Raw genomic sequence first — 20,840 nt, 5'->3', positions numbered from 1 at the left:
ATAGAATTTGGAGAATATTATGGCATTAGGCACTCAGCCAACACCTACTGGTCTTGCGAATCCACCGATTGATGATTTAATGCAACATGCGGATTCCAAGTATGCGCTTGCCTTATTTGCTGCAAAACGAGCACGTCAAATTAATGCTTATTTTACTCAGCTTAATGAAGGTTTGCTTCAAAATGTTGGCCCACTAGTTGAGTATCAAAATCAAGAAAAGCCTTTAGCTATTGCTTTCCGCGAAATTAATGCTGGATTGCTTGAAGAGACTCTTGGTGAGGACGATTTAAGCGAAGGTAATTAATAAGCCTTGCTAATAAACGTCTTTATGGGTATTCGCAGTCGCGTATCATCCGTGCTCAATAAAGCGGATGCACGGCTGCGTTTTTCACTTTATTTAGCCTGTATTTAGCCTTATCGACTATAAACGTAAGGGGGAAATGTGGAAGAACGTAAATTAATTTCTGCAGAATCTGTAACTGAAGGTCATCCTGACAAGTTATGCGATCAAATTGCTGACGCTATATTGGACGATATGCTTCGTCAGGATTCTCATGCGCATGTTGCTGTAGAGGTTTGTGCTTCCGTTGGTCAGTTTGTGGTTTTTGGCGAAGTGCGTGGTGAAGTTTATAGCGATATTCCGGGAATCGTGCGTCAAGTTGTTCGTAATGTTGGCTACACGAGCTCCACAATTGGTCTTGATGCTGATTCTTGTGGTGTTATGGTTTCTTTAACTGAGCAAAGTGCAGAAATTAATCAAGGTGTTGCTAGGTTGGATGCTTCTTGCGAGAGTGCATCTTCTCGTGAGGAGCACTACGCTGCTCAAGGTGCAGGCGATCAAGGTGTTATGTTTGGTTACGCTAGCGACGAAACAGATACTTTAATGCCTTTGCCGATTTATCTTGCTCATCGTTTAGCTCAAAAGCTTGCTAAAGTTCGTAAAGATGGCACTGTTGCGCATTTGCGTCCAGATGGGAAAACTCAAGTAACGATTGAGTATGATTCAAAAGGATTGCCTAAACGTTTGGATACTGTGCTTATTTCTACTCAGCATGACCCAGAAGTTTCTAGAGACTGGTTACAAGATCAGCTTGTTGAACATGTTGTTAATCCTGTGTTGGACGAAGTTCTTGCTCAAAAAGTTGCGCACGATTCGTACCGTATGCTTGTAAACCCTACTGGCTCCTTCGTTTTGGGAGGTCCTGCAGCTGATTCGGGCTTAACTGGTCGAAAAATTATTGTTGACACTTATGGTGGTGCTGCTCATCATGGTGGTGGAGCTTTTTCCGGTAAGGATCCTAGCAAAGTTGACCGTTCTGCAGCTTATGCAGCTCGCTGGGTTGCAAAAAATATTGTGGCAGCTGGTTTAGCTCATAAGGCAGAAGTTCAAGTTGCTTATGCTATTGGTATTGCTGATCCTGTAAGCGTAAACGTAGAAACTTTCGGAACTGAAGCTGAAGGTATTACGCGTGCAGATATTGCGCGTGCTGTGCGTGAAGTATTTGATTTGCGTCCAGCTGCGATTATTGATGAGCTTAACTTGCTTAAGCCAATTTATGCTCCAACCGCAGCTTATGGTCATTTTGGTCGTACGGATGTCAAATTCCCTTGGGAAGAAACGAATCGTATTGAGCAATTGAAAGATGCGCTAAAAAAGTAGTTTTATTGATAAATTTTGCTGTAAAATAACAGTAATTATGTGATGTAATTCAAGTAAAACTAAGGGTTATTTATGGCAGAGCAACCTTCGCTAGACGGCTTAGCGCGTAAAACAAGACGTAAGCGCAATGCTGTTTCTCTAGTGCCTGCTAATGAATGCCCTATTGCGCATGTGATGCTTGATGTTCAAGCTTCACATTTAGGTCGTACTTTTGATTACTTGATATCGCAAGATCAAGATGAATCTGCTCAGCCTGGGGCGTTTGTACGCGTTCGTTTTGGAGCACAAAAGCTCACTGGAGTTATTTGGTCTCGTTCTTCGCATACAGACACCCCTCATACTGCTTTAAGATTTTTAGAGCGCGTGTTTCCTTCAGATGTTTTGCTTTCTAAATCTTTGCGAGACGATATTGACGCCATAGCTAAAGCTTATGGTGGAACTAGCTCAAATATTTTGCGTCTTGCTGTGCCTCAACGCGTAGCTCGTGTTGAGCATGAGGAAGTTTTTGACAACATACGCTTGCAACGCAGAAAACAGTGGCGTGAAAATCTTAAGAAGCGTTTGCAAAACGATAACAATACAAACCCAGGTTACGCTACAACTTCTCGCATGATTTATGATTACGAAAATGCAAATATTTTATACAATGCATTAATCAAAAAATCTATTGACGCAAGTTTTAGTGAAAATAAAACAGAAAATCAATTAGTCAAGCAAGCAGAAAATAATTCTTCTCAATCTTTTATTGTAGACGCTTTACCAGGTTCTTGCCGACTTGCACAAGATTTAGCGTGGATGATTGTCACTGCTTTAAGCGCGTGTAAGCAAGCTGTTGTAGTTTTGCCGACGCTAAGAGAAGTAAATGATGTAATGCGCGCGCTAATGGTTTACGGATTAAAGCCATATAAGCGCGTCAGTGAGAATCATCGTGGTTTTTCTGCTGGAAGTTTTGATGGCGATGTAGCTCGACTTTGTGCTGCGGATCCTCCAGCTGATAGATATAGAGCTTGGCGTGCAATCGCGTCAGGAATAGTTCCTTGCGTTCTTGGCACTAGAGCTGCAATGTATGCTCCAGTTGAGGGAGATGCTTTATTTGCGATTGTTGAAGATTGCGCGTACCAATATGCTGATGGCATGATGCCGTATGCTCAAGCGCGTGGAGTTATGCGGCTTCGTGCGAAAAGGCATGGCGGCGTATTTGTGTCAATGTCGTATTCCAGAAGCGCGCTTAGTCAAAGTGAAGTAGACTGCTATATGTCAAATGCGCAAGATGCGCAAGGTGAGCAATCTGTTCAAACTACTAAAGTTATTCAAACTACTCAATCTGCTAAAACTGCTGAAACAATAAGCGGATCTAGTATCCCTGTAAGTGCGAGTAAACTTGCTCGCGAAAAGTTAGTTCCGTGGGTTCGTTGGCTTAATCGTGAAGCTTTATTGAAATTAGCTGACCCAAGTATTGGCGCTCGCATACCGCATAGCGCAGTAAGAGCTATTAATGATGCTCTTTCGGATGGTAAGCCTGTGCTGCTTTCTATTGCGCAAGATGGTGTGACGCAATCGGCTATATGCTCTTCTTGCAAACGTCAAGCGCGCTGTAGACGATGTACCGGGCCTCTCGATGTTGCAAATAGTCAGCAAACAGCACGTTGCTCGTGGTGTGGTGCTAGTGCAATAAATTGGTCTTGTTCTAATTGTGGCAGTAGCAATATGCGAGTTATACAAGTTGGCGCTGCTGGTGTTGCAGAAGAATTATCTAAACTATTTCGCAACGTGCCTATTATTATTTCGTCACAACACCAACCGAACGGAATTATCCAGTGTATTGATGAAAAACCTGTAATTGTTGTTGCAACTCCTGGATGTGAGCCTCGCGTACAAACGCAAGACGCAAATTGTAACGGAGAATATGGTGTTGTAGCAATACTCGATACGTGGGTAAGTTTGTACGCTTCGGGGCTTGATGCGCGAATAGATACACTTAATTCGTGGATGAAAGCTTCTGCTTTATGTGCTCCTAGAGCGCGCGGAGGAAGTGTGCTTTTGATTGGCGAAACGTATCCTGTTCTTGCGCGTGCGCTTACATTGTGGGATACGACTCAACTTTCTTGCAATGAGCTTTCAGAAAGAGCTCAAGCAATATTGCCGCCTTGTGTAACTGCAGCATGCGTATGGGGTGCTCGTGATGCGGTTATGCGTGCGCTTGAAAACATTGGTGCAATGCAAGAAAATCTTGGGTGCGAAAGTAGTCAAGATGCTGATTTTTCAGCAATTTCTCCATTATTAGGAATTGTTCCAATGCATCCGCCTGTTACAGACAGATACCAGCATTTTGACGATATTTACGACCGTGTAAAAGCTGTAGTAAGAGTTCCGCTTTATTTAAGACAAGAATTAGTGAACCGATTGCACAAGGAAGTAGCTCGTCACGTAGCAACACGTGCTGCAGGAGAGTTGCGTTTTTGTGTTGATCCAAAAGATTTATTAGCGTACTAACTTACTAATAGGGGAGAGAAAAATGTTAAAAACATATCATTGCGCAGTTTTGGGAGATCCTATTTCGCATTCGCTGTCTCCTGTGCTTCACAACACGGCTTATAAGGTTTTAGGTCTTACAAATTGGCAATATAGTAAGGAAAAAGTAAGCGAAACAGAGCTTCGCGATTTTATTGCGCATCTTGACGATTCTTGGAAAGGCTTAAGCCTTACTATGCCGCTTAAAAAAACCGTAATGAAACTCGGTACACCTTGCGACTACTGGTCGCGCGCGCTTAACGTGGCAAATACTGCAGTTTTTACTAGCAACCCCGCAACCGCTTCGCAATCGCAAATAAAGCTATACAACACTGACGTAAGTGGCATATTAATAACATTTATGCAAGCATTACATGAGCGTATATGCGAAGTAAAAAAGGCTGTTATTATTGGCAGTGGCAACACTGCGTCCTCTGCATTGGCAGCTTTAATTGAAATTGCGCAAGTAGCAAAGCTTGAGCAAGTGCAAGTTGTTGCTAGAACTGAAGATGACGGTAGTGTAAAAGGCGTTGAACGTTTTAATAATCTTATACAAAAGTATTGCGCTGATTTTCCAAATAAAATAAGCATAGGTCAAAATAATAAAAGCGAAGAAAATGACGCTATGTATGAGCCTGTGCAAGGTATTGAGTTCCCAACAATAAGCGAAGAAGTATTTTCAAAATTTGCAGACTATAGCGCAGAAAAATTGAGTGCAGAAAAATTGTCAGAATGTGATAAATCTCTCATTTTGAAATCTTTAAATTCACTCGAAGCTGTTCGTGCAATCGCAGAAGCAGACATAGTCATAAGCACAGTTCCAGCGCATGTAGCAGATCCAATTGCGCTTGCGTTGAAAGCGTACTGTCAAGATAGTGCGAATAATCAAACGAAATTAGGAACATTGCTTGACGTAGTTTACGATCCTCGCCCAAGCATGCTACTTAGTGTATGGCAACAATACGGTTGCGCTATTGGCGGAGAAGAAATGCTTTTGCAACAAGCTTTAGCACAAGTAAGTCTTATGACGATTGAGTACAGGCAATCTAAAGAAAATTTTGGGAATTGTGCTAAGACTGGCGCTGAGGATTGTGCTGAGACTGGTTCTGAGCTTGGTTATAAACCTAGTGCTGACAAGGCTAGATATTACGATGACTTAAGTAGTCTCATGCGAAAAGCCTTACAGGAGGCATTATGAGCGATAATACGCAACATACTACGCAAAGTGATGTGCAACGTGATGCGCAACATACTACGCAACGTTCCGCGTCGACTAGTATGCAACTATCTGACAGATTTGAAGTTATGCTAATTACAGGCATGAGCGGAGCTGGGCGCTCGCACGCTGCTAACGCGTTGGAAGATATGGGATGGTATGTTATCGATAATCTTCCGCCAAAACTGCTCATACCGCTAGTAGATATGATGACTTCATCCGGTTCTAAAGTGCATAAGCTTGCTGCTGTTATTGACGTGCGTTCTAGAGGATATTTCGACGACCTGTTTGCAGTTCTTGCGCATATTGATGACCTTGGTGTAAAAACGCGAATTCTGTTTCTAGATGCTTCAGATGCTGTGCTTATCAAGCGTTACGAGTCTGTGCGTAGACCGCATCCTTTGCAGCGCGGTGGCAGACTTATTGACGGTATTCTAGAAGAGCGAGAGCTGCTCAGTCATCTGAAAGATTGCGCAAATATTATTATCGATACTTCTGCACTTAGTATTCACCAACTTTCTACAAAGCTTTACGAAGGATTGCTTGGAAAAGGCTCTTCTACTGTTTCTGTGCATATTTTCAGCTTTGGATTTAAATACGGCATGCCAATGGACGCTGATTTTGTTGCCGATATGCGATTTTTGCCGAATCCTTTCTGGGTTCCTGAATTAAGGGAGCTTACAGGTAAGGATCAAGCTGTGCAAGATTATGTTTTATCGAATTCTGCGGCAATTACATTCTTAGATTCTTACGAAAATGCGCTTCTTACAGCTATCGACGGATTCGCTAAAGAAGACAAGCATTACGTGACTATTGCTGTAGGATGTACTGGCGGTCAGCATCGTTCTGTTGCCGTAAGTATTGAGCTTGCTAGACGTTTGAGATTGCACGGTTTGCAAGTTACAGTATCTGCAAGAGAGCTACAGAGAAGATCATAATAAGTGGAGAAGTAAAGTAGCAAAAAGTAAAGTAGTGAAAAAGTAAAGTAGTGAAATGCGATTATGAAACTAATCAATTAAAATTAATTAAAAAATTAAATAAAAATTGTGTAAATTATATAAAATATAAAAAATCTTGTACTAAAAGCATGTAAAGCATGTGCAAAAACCGGTAAAATGTCCAACGTATTCTGTATCACAGAAAGCCGGGCATGTCGTGTGCCACAGCATCATGCAAGTACCCAACAGCACTCATATTTTAAGAAGAACAAAAGTAGGAGGTTGTCCCTTGGCTCTTCTTGACGACGTCAAAAATGAACTCGTTTCAAACAACAATGAGCTCCCGACTGTCATTATGGCTCAAGCTGCAGCAATGATGCGCTTTGCTGGCGGCTTAAGGCCAGTAAATAATCAAGCTGTTATTCGCGCTCAGTTGGATTCTCAGCGCGCAGCTCAGTGGCTTGTTGAGGTATTGAAAACTTATTTCCAGAGGGAAGCAACAATTGCTCAAGTTTCTCGGCAAACTCCTACGGGCACTGTAGTTCGCTATGACGTGGTAGTTGAGCGTGGTGCTGCAGCACTGGCTTTGCAATCTGGTCTTCTTGATCGACGTATGAGAATTGTTGCAGGTCTTGCACCTGAGATTGTTGGTGGAAGTATCGCCCAAATCAAAGCAGCTTGGCGTGGTGCTTTCTTGGCTCACGGTGCTATTTCCGACCCTGGCAAAGCTAGCTATTTGGAAGTTGTTTGCCCAACTCATGAGGCTGCAAATGCTTTGCAAACTATGGCGGCGCGACTTGGCATTAGCGCCAAGGCTCGTCAGGTTCGTAGCTCTGAGCGAGTGACGTTGCGCGATTCTGACGCAATTGAGCGAATGTTGATTTTGATTGGTGCTCCTCGTTCTGCTCGCGAATGGACCGGTAAGCGTTCGGACGGTGAAGCTCGCGGAAAAGCAAACCGTTTGGCTAATTTTGACGATGCGAATATGCGTCGTAGTGCTAAGGCTGCTGCTGAGGCATGCGAAAAGGTTCGTCACGCATTCGATATTTTGGGCGACGATATTCCAGATAATTTGTTGATGGCTGGAAAGCTTCGTCTTGAGCATAGCGACGCAAGTTTGGAAGAGCTTGGTCACTTGGCTGATCCTCCTATTACAAAGGATGCGATTGCAGGGCGAATTCGTAGACTTTTGCAGCTTTCAGCGAAGGTTGAGAAGTCGCGTATGCAGCAGCTTTAATGCTGATTTTGCGTGGTTTGTAGCTGTATTGGCTGGCGGGTTTTTTATGTGGCTGTGAGCGGCGGGTGTTACTTGTCTCGCAGCGCTCCGCTCTTATACCTTACTTGGACTTAGCGGTTGCGTAGTTAAGTTTAGTTTTTTACTTACTTTCTCTGCAAAAATAGTATTCGTCAACAAGATTATTACTATCGTTCCGCTTTTATATTGCTCGACCAAGCAACACCCACCCCTCACTCGTTAATTCCAATCGCAGTTGTTTTTGGTGTGGTAGGAAGAGTGATTGGTGTGGAGTGTGCAGCAGCACCGATGTTAGTGTTCGCCAAGCAATAAATACTCAACGTCTGCAGAGCATTAATGTCAAAGTTCACTAAGCAACATATAGTCGACGTTTGCAAAGCATTACTGCAAAGCTTCAGACGCAACGTTTGCAAAGCGCAACTGCAAAGCTACAAAACCACTTTTCGCAGAAGCATTACTGCAAAGCTACAGACGCAACGTCAGCAGAGCACTGGTGCAAAGCTGCGTTGTTCATAGGGATTGTTGAAGATGTGCGGTATAATTGCACCCGGCAATGTGTTGATGTTTGAGGCTGATTTTGTGTTTTGTTGAACGAAGTAAGCCGGCACGGTAAGCCAGTATGTAAGTCAAATATGGTAAGCCAATATGGTTTGGAAAGGATACCAATGAAGACACTGAAAGATTTGGGAGATTTGAGTGGTAAGCGCGTATTGGTTCGCGCTGATTTTAACGTTCCTCTCAAGGGTATGACGATTACTGATGATGGTCGTATTCGTGCTGCTTTACCAACCATTAAGGCTTTGCGTGAGCAGGGTGCTAAGGTGATTTTGATGGCTCACCTTGGTCGTCCAAAGGGTCAGGTTGTTCCAGAGCTTTCCTTGGCTCCAGTTGCGCAGCGTTTGGGTGAATTGCTCGGCACAAATGTTGTTTTGGCTGCAGACACTTACGGCGAAGATGCTCAAGCTAAGGTAGCTGCCATGAATAATGGCGACGTTGTTTTGCTTGAAAATGTGCGCTTCAACGCGGAAGAAACCAGCAAGGATGCTTCCGAGCGCGCAGCTTACGCTAAGAAGATTGCTTCTCTTGGCGAAGTATTTGTTTCCGACGGCTTTGGTGTTGTGCACCGCGCTCAGGGTTCAAATTACGATGTTGCTGCCGATCTTCCAGCAGCTGCAGGCTTGCTTGTTGAGAAGGAAGTTAAGGCACTTTCTCGCGCAACTGAAAACCCAGAGCGTCCTTTGACTGTTGTTCTCGGCGGCTCTAAAGTTTCCGACAAGCTCGGCGTTATTGAAAACTTGCTTTCTAAGGCTGATCGTCTTGTTATTGGCGGCGGTATGGTGTTCACATTCCTCAAGGCTTTGGGTAACGAAGTTGGTACTTCTTTGCTTGAAGAGGATCAACTCGAGAAGGTTAAAGGATACATTGAAACCGCTAAGAAGAACGGCGTTGAGCTTGTGCTTCCAACCGATATTGTTGTGAACGCTGGCTTCCCAGCAGGGGATACTCCAGTTGCTCCAGAAGTAGTTCCAGCAGACGCTATTCCTGCAGACAAGATGGGCTTGGATATTGGTCCTGACTCTCAGAAGCTTTTCCACGACAAGATTGTTGACTCCAAGACTGTTGTTTGGAACGGTCCTATGGGTGTGTTCGAGGTTCCAGAGTTTGCAGCCGGTACTCGCGCTGTAGCTCAGGGCTTGGTCGATGCAACTAAGAACGGCACTTTCACTATAGTCGGCGGTGGTGATTCTGCTTCTGCAGTGCGCAATCTTGGATTCCCAGAAGATGGCTTCTCGCACATTTCTACTGGCGGCGGCGCTTCTCTCGAGTTCTTGGAAGGCAAGACTCTTCCAGGTTTGAGTGTGCTTGAGTAAGTAATATTGCTTGAGTAAGTAATATTTACGCGAGCAAGTATAAACTAAATATTTTCGCTTATGCCGACTTTCGATTTTATGAATCCGCTTTGTAAATCGAGGTCGGCATAACACTAATTTGCGCAATACTATTAATCTCAATCGTAAATTTTTAAGGGTGATTATGGTTTCCAAAAGAAAGCCGTTAGTCGCTGGTAATTGGAAAATGAATTTCAATCACCGCGAAGCTACGCATTTTATACAAAAATTTGCGTGGCTACTGCGTGACGCGCATTACGACTATCACGATTGTGAAATTGCACTTATGCCTTCTTTTACTTCAATAAGAAGCGTGCAAGTTCTTGTTGAGTCTGACCATTTGCCAATATTGTACGGAGCTCAAGCTGTTTCTGTTACTGCTCAAGGTGCTTTTACTGGTGATGTTTCTGCAGATATGCTTGCAAGTCTTGGATGTTCAATGGTTATTGTTGGTCATTCTGAAAGACGCAAGTATCATCCTGAAGATGATGCAAATATAGTTGATCAAGTTCGAGCTGTTCTTGCCGCAGGAATGCAGCCAATTCTTTGCGTTGGTGAAAGTCTTAAAGAACGTCAACAGGGTGTTGCGCTCGATTTTGCTGTAGGGCAAGTGCATGATGTAACGCGCGATTTAGACGCGAAGCAAGCTAAGCGTTTAATTATTGCGTACGAGCCAGTTTGGGCAATTGGTACTGGTATGGTTGCCACTGCTAATTCAGCTCAGGAAGCTGCATTGGCTATTCGTGAAGACTTGCGCGTTACGTTCGGTGACGATGTTGCAGATACTGTTCGTATTCTTTACGGCGGATCTGTAACGTCTTCTAATGCTTCAAGTCTTATCGCGGAGCCAGATGTCGATGGATTCTTAATTGGTGGTGCTTCTCTTGATGCGCAAGAACTTGCTAATATTGTGCGACTAACGGCTGCGCAAACACGTTTAGAGACTAAATAAGCTTAAGCGGTCAAAGGTTATTATTAAACTTAATTGAGTACTGTAAAACAGGAGGTTGGTTGTGTCCACTGTGAAGATTATTTTGCAGGTGTTGCTTGTGCTCACTAGCATTTTGCTCACATTGTTAATTTTGATGCACAAGGGCAAGGGCGGCGGCCTTTCCGACATGTTCGGCGGCGGTTTAACGAAGAACGCTGGTAGCTCTGGTGTTGCAGAAAAGAACTTAAATCGTTGGACGGTTATTATAGCGTTGATTTGGGTGGCTGTTATTGTTGCCTTGAACCTTATGACTAAGTTCTCACTTATCTAAGTATTCTTTTAAGCGCGTAGTCGAAAGATTGCGCGCTTTTTATTTTATAAATCAAAATTTATGGGCTTGTGTGTGATCTTGCGTACGCGCTTGCATTTGTGCGATTTACAAATTCATTATGCACATTAAAAATAGTGGGTAACTATAATGCTTCGTTTTTCTCCTTCTTTAGTAATTGCTGATCTTGACGGCACAATGCTTCACGATTCCGATACTTTTGAAGGCCGCTTTTTAAGCAGCGAAACTGTGCAGGCTGCTGAGCGTTTGCACGAATCTGGTATTCCGCTTGCTATTATTACGGCTCGTCCTGTTGGAAGCGCTTTTGATTTTGTTCACGATTTAAAAGCTCAAGTTTGCGCGTATCTAAACGGTGCGCTTATTGATTTTGATTGCGTTCACAGCACTATTTCTGAACTTACTTCGCAGCGAAGCATTGATACTCTTACTCGCTTTGGTTTTGACTCTAATCTTGCTGCTGATGTTTGCCTGCGATTGCTTGATAAAATACCTACGCTCCGTCTTGGTATTGTGATGAACGACGTTCGTTACACTAATTTTGATGTTCGTATGCTTTGGAACGAGCAGGATTTTATTATTACAGATTTTTCCAATGTTCCAAGTGGCATAGCAGACAAAATCATTATTGTGCCGCGAGATTGCGAGAAGGAACAGCTTCAGCGTATTATTCCGGATGATTTTTCCTTGCATATTAGCGAAGATGTTTTGTGGATGCTTACGAATCCTCTTGCAAACAAGGGACATGCACTGAACGTTATTTGCGATCGTTTGGGCGTGAAGCCTAGCCGTACTGTTGTTTTTGGCGACGACATTATTGACATCGATATGTTCCGTGCCGGTGGTTATGGGGTAGCGGTGGCGAATAGTAATCCGCGTTTGCTTGCGATTGCGGACGAAGTTTGCGATTCCAACAATGACGACGGTGTTGCCAGCTGGCTTCAAAACGAATTGCTCTAGCGGTTTATTGCAATCATCATAATCGGACGCAAATAGCAGTAAATCGGACGCGTTCTACAGAATACGGACGTTTAGGCAAAATTTACGGACGTTTTCTTGTTTTTTGGACGCAAAACAAGTAGAATCGGACGAAAAGGATGTAAAATCGGACGCAAAAAATATTTTTAAGCTTTAAAATGTCCGATTTTAAATGCAAATATAAATACAAACTTAACTAAAAACGATATTGCAACAAACCTAACTTACGAAGCGAGACTGCAATGTTCAATATAAATTCGCTGTCTTTACTAAGAGAGAGTAATCAATTAGAAGCGAAAGCGGCTTCAAACGGTACGCCGAGAAGTATGTGGGAAACGTATTGTGCTTTTGCTAATACGAATGGTGGAACTATCTTGCTGGGTGTAGGCGAAGATGCTCAGCATAATTTACAGCTTGTTGGCGTAAATAACCCTGAACATATGGTAAAAGATATTTGGGATACGCTAAATAATAAGAATAAAATTAGTTCGAATATTCTTATTGAAGAAAATATTTCTATTGAACAGATGGATGATAACAAATCTATTATTCGCATAACCGTTCCAAGAGCAAATCGTTCTGATAAACCGATTTATATTAATGGAAATCCTATAGGCGGTACGTATCGTCGTAATTTCGAAGGCGACTACAAATGTTCGCAAGAAGAGTATCAAGCGATGGTCAGAGACAATGGTTCGAGCGTAAATTCTATGGATCAATCTCCACTGTTGCAACACAGTGTTGACGATTTTGATATGGAGACTGTGCGCTCTTACCGCAATATGCTAAGTGCAGTGCGTCCTCAACATCCTTGGCTTACGCTTGATACAGATGAATTTCTTATGAGAATCGGAGCGTTAGCAAAAGACGAGTCGAATAAATTGCATCCTACTCGATCGGGTCTTTTAATGTTTGGTCAGGAGTGGTGCATTATTACGGAATTTCCGTACTATTTTCTCGACTACAGAGAAATTACCAATGCTGATAGTAGGTGGAGTCATAGGATTGTCAGCTCGGATGGTTCGTGGAGTGGAAATCTTTATGATTTTTGGAGTATTGTATGGCAGCGTCTTTCTCGTAAAATTGATGTACCATTTTTGCTTAATTCGCAGTCATTACGAGTTGATGATACTCCGTTGCATATGGCAGTTAGAGAAGCCCTTGCAAACACGTTGATTCATGCTGATTATTATATGCGAGGTAATACTGTTATTACATATAATGATGCTGTGAGTACTGATGTTGATGGTTCTTCACAATCTTCTATAGAAACAAATAGCGCAAATGATGGTTTTAAGCTTTCTTTTGCAAACCCGGGTTGCTTACGTATGCCTGTAGAAGTGGCTTTAGCTGGAGGTTTTTCTGATTCTCGGAATCCAGCACTGCTTAAAATGTTCGCGCTGATTTCTGTTGTTGAACGTGCTGGAAGCGGATTTGATGCTATGAGAGCTGGTTGTGATTGGGCTGGAATACGCTATCCAATGTTAAGTGAGTCCTTTAATCCAGACCGTACTACTCTTGAATTTTTTGTAAGCGATAAGAATAACTTTGTATCTGGTTCTTCAAAAAACAAAACTGAACTTAATGCTAATTCATTGAATTTAGTGAACGGTACTTATAATTCAGAACTTACTACAAATTCACTTTCGCAAGATTCTAATAACTCGCATAAACGTATGAGCGTTGACGATTGCTATAAAAAGATTATTGAAGCAGTACATAATCATGGAACAATAAAGCGTGAGCAAGTGCAAAATATTCTTAACGTGGGTAGTACCAAGGCTAAGCAATTGTTATCTGATTTAGTTAGTAGAGGAGATATTTCAGTTTGTGGAAAAGGTCGAGCTACTACCTACGTTTTTAACCGCAGTTAAACAAAAACCGCACATGTGTGAATTAATCGCTTATGCACGAAACTCGCGTGCGCTATCGTAACGTTTTAACCAAATCTCGCTGGCAAACTCTTTCTGGCAAGTAATCACCGTTATTTTCTCAGTTGGTTAATCTGCTTGAGTGCTCCAATTGTAGGGAGTTTTCCTCTCGTTTGGAGTGCTCCGCAAACAAAAACCGCACATGTGTGAATTAATCCACGAACATGTGCGGTTTATGTTTATTTATTACTGATTAATCAAATCAGGCGTTTACGCGATCGATGCCGGACTGCACGTCAGCAATCACGGAATCCCAAGACTTGATGAAGGCGGCAACACCGTCGGCCTCAAGCTTGTCGGTAACGTCCTTAATGTTGATGCCAAGCTCAGCAAGCTTGTTCATAACAGCGTGGCTCTCTTCGTAAGTGCCCTTAACGGAAGCAGCGCCGTTGCCGTGATCAGCAAGAGCGTTCAAAGTCTTTTCTGGCATGGTGTTCACAACATGCTCAGCAACCAACTCGTCAACGTACTTGCAGTCGGAGTAAGCTGCGTTCTTGGTGCCGGTAGAAGCCCAAAGTGGACGCTGCTTCTTAGCGCCCTTAGCTTCAAGAGCAGCCCAACGTGGGTCAGCTGCGAACTTCTTTTCGAAGAGTTCGTAAGCCAAGCGAGCGTTAGCAACAGCAGCCTTGCCTTCAAGAGCCTTAGCTTCATCGGAGCCGTTAGCTTCGAGGAGCTTGTCAACAGCGCTATCAACGCGGGAGACGAAGAAGGAAGCTACGGAACCAATGTGCTTCAAGTCGTGGCCGTTAGCATCTGCCTGAGCAATACCTTCGATGAAGGCGTCGATAACCTGCTCGTAGCGCTCGAGGGAGAAGATCAAGGTTACGTTCACAGAAATACCCTTAGCAAGGGTAGCGGTGATAGCTGGAAGACCTTCCAAAGTTGCTGGAATCTTAATCATAACGTTTGGACGATCAACCTTTGCCCAAAGCTCTTCAGCCTGCTTCTCAGTGTTAGCAGTATCGTGAGCCAAGCGTGGGTCAACTTCGATGGAGACGCGGCCGTCAACGAAGTCGGTCTTTTCAGCGATCTCGCGGAAGATATCGGTTGCGTTACGAACGTCGGTGGTGGTCAACTCGCGGATAGCGGTTTCAACGTCGACCTTGCCGAGTTCCTTAAGCTGTGCATCGTATGGGCCAACCTGGCTCAAAGCCTTCTGGAAGATGGATGGGTTGGTGGTAACGCCAACAACATTCTTATTAGCAATCAAATCCTGCAAAGAGCCGGACTCAATGCGGGTACGGGACAAATCGTCCAACCAAATAGAAACGCCGGAATCGCTGGTGCGCTGCGTTGCTTCAGTCATGTTATCTCCTTAACACTGTGCTCCACTAATTGGGGCACGTCGGTATTTTGGCGTTTTTACAAGAAACAGCGGTTGATGTCGAACCAACGGTAGCTCGGCATCAACACGCCGTCGCTGTCTCTTGTGAAGTGTTTCGTTAGCACTTCTAGTTTTGTGACATACCAATTTTATTTTGATACATCAAGCTTTTTATTCGCTACCTATTTGCGATTCTCTACTATTTGCGATTTGCTTTTAGTAGCAATCTACTTTTAGTAGCAAGTTTCGCTTAGGCGCGAGCTTCTTCGATAGAAGCCTTAGCAGCTTCTACTACGTGCTCAGCAGTAATGCCCAAGTCGATCATGTTCTGACCGCCGTCACCCTGCAAGCCGTACTGTTCGATAGAAACAGCCTTGCCGCAATCGCCAAGATACTTGTACCAAGGCAATGCCAAGCCAGCTTCGATGGAAACGCGAGCTTTGACGGACTTTGGCAAGATTGCTTCCTTGTACTCTTCGTCCTGCTCTTCGAACCATTCGAGGGATGGCATGGAAAGAACGCGAGCCTTAATGCCTTCAGCGGCCAAAGTCTTGGCGCCAGCAACAGCCCACTGAACTTCGGAACCGGTTGCCATGATGATTACGTCTGGAGTGCCTTCGCAATCAACCAAAACGTAAGCGCCGTGCTTCACGCCTTCGCGAGCCTTTTCAGCAGTCTCAGCGAGGGTTGGAACGCCTTGGCGGGTCAAAATCATAGCAGTTGGATAGCTGTTTTTCTTCTCGAAGAAGTAACGGTAAGCTTCAGCAGTTTCGTACTCATCTGCAGGGCGCACAACCTCAAGCTGAGGAATAGCGCGGAAAGCAGCCAAGTGTTCGATTGGCTGGTGAGTTGGACCATCTTCGCCCAAGGCTACAGAGTCGTGAGTCCAAACGTAGAGGTTTGGAATCTCCATCAAAGCAGCCAAGCGAACTGCTGGACGCTCGTAGTCAGAGAACTGGAAGAATGTACCATTGAATGGTCGAGTGTCAGAACCAAGCAAAATGCCGTTGGTAATAGCACCCATTGCGAACTCGCGCACACCAAAGTGAAGCTGGCGACCGTACTCGGAAACGTTTGGCCAAGTGCGGGTTGCGTCTTCGGATGGGCCGAAGGAGTCAGCGCCCTTAATGTTGGTGTTATTGGAGCCGCCCAAATCAGCGGAACCGCCCCAAAGTTCTGGCATAACAGCAGCAATTGCGTTAAGAACTGCGCCGGAAGCCTTACGGGTAGCAACCTTAGAGCCAACTTCGAAGCCAGCAACCAAGTCGTCAATAGCCTTGTCGAAGCCTTCAGGAAGCTTGCCAGCCTTAAGACGCTCGTAAAGAGCAGCCTTATCTGGGTTGGCGGCAGCCCACTTTGCAAGAGCTTCGTCCCAAGCCTTGTGAGCAGCCAAGCCGCGCTCTGCAACCTTGCGAGCGTGAGCCAAAGCTTCTTCGTCGATTGGGAACGAAACTTCTGGGTCGAAACCGCAAAGTTCCTTCAAGCCCTTCACAGCTTCCTCGCCAAGCTTGGAGCCGTGGGAAGCTTCGTTGTTGGTCTTGCCTGGGGTTGGCCAAGCAATCAAAGTATTAACCTTAATGAAGTGAGGCTTATCGGTAACTTCCTGAGCCTTTTCAATAGCTGCAGCCAAAGCCTGAACGTCTTCCTTATAGGAGCCGTCTGGCTGGATGAAGCTCACTTCATCGGTGTACCAACCGTATGCACGGTAACGAGCAAGAATATCTTCAGAGAAGGTGAGCTTAGTGTCGCCTTCAATCTGAATGTGGTTTGCATCGAAGATTACGGTCAAATTGCCGAGCTTTTGGTTTCCAGCCAAGGAAGCAGCTTCAGAAGAAACGCCTTCCTCAACGTCGCCTTCGCCGCAGATAACCCAAACCTTGTGATCGAATGGGGAGGTGCCAGCTGGAGCTTCTGGATCGAGAAGTCCACGCTCAAAGCGCTGGCCGTAAGCGGAACCAACAGCGGAAGCAAGACCCTGACCGAGTGGGCCAGTAGTCATTTCGATGCCTGGAGTCAAGCCGTATTCTGGGTGACCTGGAGTACGCGTGTCTGCACCGCCACGGAAATACTTGAGATCGTCAAGAGTCAAGCCGTATCCAGAGAAGAACAACTGCACGTATTGCGTAAGCGAAGCGTGACCGCCAGAAAGAATAAAACGATCGCGGCCAGCCCACTTTGGGTCAGCTGGATCGTGCTTAATGAAATGCTGGTACAATGTGTACGCAATCGGTGCTAATGAAACAGGGGAGCCAGGATGTCCGTGTCCTGCTCGCTCAACAGCATCAGCCGAGAGAACCTTCGCCATTTTTACGGCGCGCTCGTCTAATGCAGACCAGTTGAAATCGGTCATGTGATCTACTTTCCTTCCAATAATCCGGGTTTTTAAGCACAGCTTACGCTGGCTTTTTACCCTCTCATTGCCCTTCAATCCTATCTTTCGCGCGCGACGAATATGTTACAAAGTGTGTCAAAAGTTTGCTTTTATGTTCTGTTGCGTGCTAAGAAATAGACTACTATAGGAATATAGTATTTAGAGTGTTTGTAAGGAGTGGTAATGCAGTCACGACGCATGATGATTTTGCGCGCAGTTGTTGAGGATTATATTCGTTCTCAAGAGCCTGTTGGTTCTGCGGCTCTTGCAAAGCATCATCAGCTTGGTGTGAGTTCAGCTACTATTCGTAACGATATGTCGGCTTTGGAAGAAGAGGGATACCTTGTTCAACCGCACACTTCTGCAGGTCGTATTCCTACTGAAAAAGGCTATCGCTACTTTGTTGACGGTTTGGCTTCTGTTATTCCGCTTTCTGAACCGCAGCGTCGCGCTATACGTAACTTTTTAAGCGGATCTGTTAGTTTGCAAGATACTTTGCAACGTTCCGCACGTCTTCTTGCAAGTATTACGGGTCAAGTCGCTCTCGTAGCATCTCCAGCATTGTCTAAGTCAAAAGTAAAAAGAATTGAGATTGTTCAAGTATCGTCTTCTACGCTTTTGGTTGTTGTGATTACAGATGCTGGAGGCGTAGCTCAGCACATGATTCAAGCAACTACTATAAATTCAGATGACTTATTGCATCTAACTAATATGGTTAATGAGTGCTGCATTGGGCTATCTCTTTCATCTGCTTCACAACGCGTTTATGCGCTCGCAAATCGCAAGGATTTAGCGTCAGCTTTGCAAATTATTAGTCAACTTGCTAACGCTTTAGAAGATATGCATGACGGTGAGCATACTCACGACTTATATATGGCTGGAGCTTCTCAACTTGCGCATAGACAAAGTATTGTTGATTTTGCTTCACTTTTTGACGCACTCGAAGAACAGGCTGTTATTATGCGACTCATGACCTCTTTAAGTGAGGAAGCAAGCGATTGTGCAAGTGGTGTTAGTGTTGCAATCGGCTCGGAAACGCACACTCCTGGTTTGCTTAACGCTTCTGTTGTAACAAGCACTTACGGATACCATGCTGATTCTGACTCTGCGTTTATTGGATCAATTGGTCCTACGCATATGGATTATGCTGCAACGATGACTGCTGTTAAGGCTGTTGCGCGCTACCTTAATTCGTTTATATCCGAAAATTCATAAAACGTGGCTGGTTTATGGCTGGTTATTCGGCTTATGTCTGGCTGTGCCTTATGCAAAAATGATTTTAGAAAAAGGTAAAAGGGGAATTAATTGACTGATTACTACAAAGTTCTAGGCGTTGATCACAATGCTAGCGACGACGAAATTCGCAAAGCCTATCGCAAGATGAGCCGCAAATATCATCCTGATATTGCAGGCGCTGAGTTTGAAGAAAAGTTTAAGGAAGTAAATGCTGCCTACGACGTGCTTTCTAATCCTGAGAAGCGTCGAATGGTAGACATGGGTGTTGATCCTAACGATCCTTCTGCAGGAAGTGCCGGAGCTTCAGGTGCTGGTTTTGCAGATATGGGCATGGGCGACATTTTCAGCCAGTTCTTTGGCGGTTCTTTCGGTAATTCGCAAGGACCAATTTCGCGTGTGCAGCCTGGCGATGATGCGTTAGCTGAGGCTCGTATTGATTTGAAAACCGCTATTTTTGGCGGAAATGTTAGCGTACGGTTAACTACTTTTGGCGTTTGCAAGGATTGCTCTGGTTCCGGTTCTGCCGACAATTCCGCTCCAGAACAGTGCTCTGTGTGTCACGGTTCTGGCTTCTGCCAAAAAGTTGTGCGCACTATGCTCGGTCAAATGATGTCTTCGATGCCTTGTGAGCATTGCGAAGGTCATGGCACGATTATTAAGAATATTTGCCAAAACTGCCACGGTCATGGTCGTGTGCGTTCAATTCGTGAAGTTGGAGTGAACGTGCCGGCTGGAATTCGTGACGGTAGTCGTTTGCGCTTAGCTTCCCAAGGAAGCGTTGGTGAGTGCGGCGGTCCTGCCGGCGATTTGTACGTTGATATTCATATTCGTGCAGATAAGCAATTTACTCGTAACGAGGATGATTTGCATTGTTGGATTACAGTTCCTATGAGCTGGGCTGTTCTTGGTCGTAGTCTTGAAATCGACACTTTTGATGGTGCTCAGAAAATAACGATTCCTGCAGGCTGCCAAAATGAAGACACTATTACTTTGCCAAATCTTGGTGTGACGAAGCTTCGTTCTAAAGATCGCGGAAATATCGTGGTTCATGTGCTAGTGCAAACGCCTTCTAAGTTGAATGATGAAGAGCGTGCTTTGATTGAAAAATTTGCTAAATTGCATGATAGTTCTATGAAGCAAGTGCAGCAGCATTCGTTAAGTGAGCAGTCGAGTGAGCGTAAAGGTTTCTTTAGTAAATTAAAGGAAGCTTTTGCTGGCTGATTTTACGGATTTAATTTACTGCTTTAATTTAAAATAGTGGGGAAATATGGCATTACCAATATTGTTTGCTGGAACTCCGGAAGTTGCGGTTCCGTCTCTTCGCGAGTTAACTAAAGATAGTGAGCATTTTGATGTTCGCGCTGTTCTTACGCGACCGGACGCTCCGACTGGTCGCGGTAGAAAGCTTGTGCCAAGCCCTGTGAAACAGGCTGCTCTTGAGCTCGGCTTGCCAGTGCTTGAGTCGGATCCTAAAAATGAAGATGTGTTTCTTGAACAGCTTGCGGCAACCGGTGCAAAAGCTGCAGCAGTTGTAGCATACGGCAAGATTTTGCGACAGAATGTTTTAGACGCGTTGCCGCTCGGCTGGTATAATCTTCATTTTTCGCTTCTTCCGCAATGGCGAGGTGCAGCTCCTGTGCAGCGCGCAATTTGGGCTGGGGATGATATTACAGGTGCTACGGTTTTTCGCATTACGCGCGGCATGGATTGTGGGCCTATTTTGGCGCAGTTTACTACAAAAATTGAGTCTCACGAAAATTCTGGCGATCTTCTTGCACGACTTGCAAACGACGGCGCGCCGCTTCTTGCAGCATCTCTTCGTGGCATGGAAACTGGTGAAATTGTGCCGGTTGAGCAAGATCAAACTCCTCAAGAAGTTGCGCAAAAAATCACTGTTGAAGATGCTCATATTGATTTTCATGCGCCAGCTTTTGCAGTCGATCGTCAAATTCGCGCTTGTACGCCAAATCCGGGCGCGTGGTGCGAGCTTCATGCGGACGATGAACATAATGCGGATCCGATTACTTTGCATGTTTTACGCGCAGTTCCGGCAGATGCTAACGATCCGCATGCTCAAGATTTTAATCAGCTTGATCCTGGAAAATTGCTTGCTGGTAAGAAGCAAGTTTGGGTCGGTACTTTAAGCGGCGCACTTGAGCTTTTGGAAGTAAAAGCGCAAGGTAAGAAAGCTATGAAAGCGGCAGACTGGGCGCGCGGAGCTAGGCTTTCGGCAGCAGCTTACTGCGCATAAAAT

At 44.7% G+C, this 20,840-nt stretch carries 16 protein-coding genes; 14 read left to right on the top strand and 2 right to left on the bottom strand.

Annotation, left to right across the window (positions count from 1 at the left end):
- The first annotated feature begins 19 nt into the window (after positions 1-19).
- The 11 genes from rpoZ to K9E37_RS01130 all read left to right on the top strand — a co-directional run bounded on the left by rpoZ (position 20) and on the right by K9E37_RS01130 (position 13,598).
- Complete coding sequence (gene rpoZ, locus K9E37_RS01180; protein ID WP_004108619.1) at positions 20-304, top strand: DNA-directed RNA polymerase subunit omega; 285 nt, start codon at positions 20-22, stop codon at positions 302-304.
- Between the two features lie 138 nt (positions 305-442).
- Complete coding sequence (metK, locus tag K9E37_RS01175) at positions 443-1,660, top strand: methionine adenosyltransferase (RefSeq protein WP_012914262.1); 1,218 nt, start codon at positions 443-445, stop codon at positions 1,658-1,660.
- A 72-nt stretch (positions 1,661-1,732) separates the two neighbouring features.
- Entirely contained in the window at positions 1,733-4,153 is a 2,421-nt protein-coding gene (locus tag K9E37_RS01170) for a primosomal protein N' (RefSeq protein WP_116440456.1), read from the top strand.
- Between the two features lie 22 nt (positions 4,154-4,175).
- The gene (locus K9E37_RS01165; protein ID WP_076002916.1) at positions 4,176-5,369 is read left to right on the top strand and encodes a shikimate dehydrogenase family protein; all 1,194 of its coding nucleotides are present in this window, start codon (positions 4,176-4,178) and stop codon (positions 5,367-5,369) included.
- 80 nt (positions 5,370-5,449) lie between these two features.
- Entirely contained in the window at positions 5,450-6,325 is an 876-nt protein-coding gene (gene rapZ / locus K9E37_RS01160; RefSeq protein WP_100066708.1) for an RNase adapter RapZ, read from the top strand.
- Between the two features lie 289 nt (positions 6,326-6,614).
- Positions 6,615-7,562: a DNA-binding protein WhiA gene (gene whiA / locus K9E37_RS01155; RefSeq protein ID WP_012914259.1), complete on the top strand. Its 948-nt coding sequence runs from the start codon at positions 6,615-6,617 to the stop codon at positions 7,560-7,562.
- 683 nt (positions 7,563-8,245) lie between these two features.
- On the top strand, positions 8,246-9,451 hold the full coding sequence (locus tag K9E37_RS01150) for a phosphoglycerate kinase (RefSeq protein ID WP_248893395.1): 1,206 nt from the start codon (positions 8,246-8,248) through the stop codon (positions 9,449-9,451).
- Between the two features lie 163 nt (positions 9,452-9,614).
- Positions 9,615-10,421, top strand: coding sequence for a triose-phosphate isomerase (gene tpiA, locus K9E37_RS01145; RefSeq protein WP_064340411.1), 807 nt, complete (start codon positions 9,615-9,617; stop codon positions 10,419-10,421).
- A gap of 61 nt (positions 10,422-10,482) precedes the next feature.
- Positions 10,483-10,731: a preprotein translocase subunit SecG gene (secG, locus tag K9E37_RS01140; RefSeq protein WP_004119067.1), complete on the top strand. Its 249-nt coding sequence runs from the start codon at positions 10,483-10,485 to the stop codon at positions 10,729-10,731.
- A gap of 147 nt (positions 10,732-10,878) precedes the next feature.
- Positions 10,879-11,706: an HAD hydrolase family protein gene (locus K9E37_RS01135; RefSeq protein WP_076002913.1), complete on the top strand. Its 828-nt coding sequence runs from the start codon at positions 10,879-10,881 to the stop codon at positions 11,704-11,706.
- Positions 11,707-11,966: 260 nt separating this feature from the next.
- Entirely contained in the window at positions 11,967-13,598 is a 1,632-nt protein-coding gene (locus tag K9E37_RS01130; RefSeq protein ID WP_012914255.1) for an RNA-binding domain-containing protein, read from the top strand.
- Positions 13,599-13,857: 259 nt separating this feature from the next.
- On the opposite strand, the gene tal is transcribed toward K9E37_RS01130, so the two are convergent.
- The gene (gene tal / locus K9E37_RS01125) at positions 13,858-14,961 is read right to left on the bottom strand and encodes a transaldolase (RefSeq protein WP_012914254.1); all 1,104 of its coding nucleotides are present in this window, start codon (positions 14,959-14,961) and stop codon (positions 13,858-13,860) included.
- Between the two features lie 268 nt (positions 14,962-15,229).
- Entirely contained in the window at positions 15,230-17,329 is a 2,100-nt protein-coding gene (gene tkt, locus K9E37_RS01120) for a transketolase (protein ID WP_248893393.1), read from the bottom strand.
- Positions 17,330-17,548: 219 nt separating this feature from the next.
- On the opposite strand from tkt, the gene hrcA reads away from it, so the two are divergent.
- From hrcA to fmt, 3 genes are all read left to right on the top strand, one after another.
- Complete coding sequence (gene hrcA, locus K9E37_RS01115; RefSeq protein WP_248893582.1) at positions 17,549-18,565, top strand: heat-inducible transcriptional repressor HrcA; 1,017 nt, start codon at positions 17,549-17,551, stop codon at positions 18,563-18,565.
- 90 nt (positions 18,566-18,655) lie between these two features.
- Positions 18,656-19,807 (top strand): molecular chaperone DnaJ, encoded by a 1,152-nt coding sequence (dnaJ, locus tag K9E37_RS01110; protein WP_004108655.1) that lies wholly within the window; start codon positions 18,656-18,658, stop codon positions 19,805-19,807.
- A gap of 46 nt (positions 19,808-19,853) precedes the next feature.
- Complete coding sequence (gene fmt, locus K9E37_RS01105) at positions 19,854-20,837, top strand: methionyl-tRNA formyltransferase (protein ID WP_064621923.1); 984 nt, start codon at positions 19,854-19,856, stop codon at positions 20,835-20,837.
- Positions 20,838-20,840: the final 3 nt, after the last annotated feature.

Origin of the sequence: Gardnerella swidsinskii, assembly GCF_023277705.1 — a bacterium.
In the GTDB taxonomy this organism is placed as follows: domain Bacteria; phylum Actinomycetota; class Actinomycetes; order Actinomycetales; family Bifidobacteriaceae; genus Bifidobacterium; species Bifidobacterium swidsinskii.
Note: the sequence above shows the minus strand (reverse complement) of the source record. Positions and strands in the feature narration are given on the sequence as shown.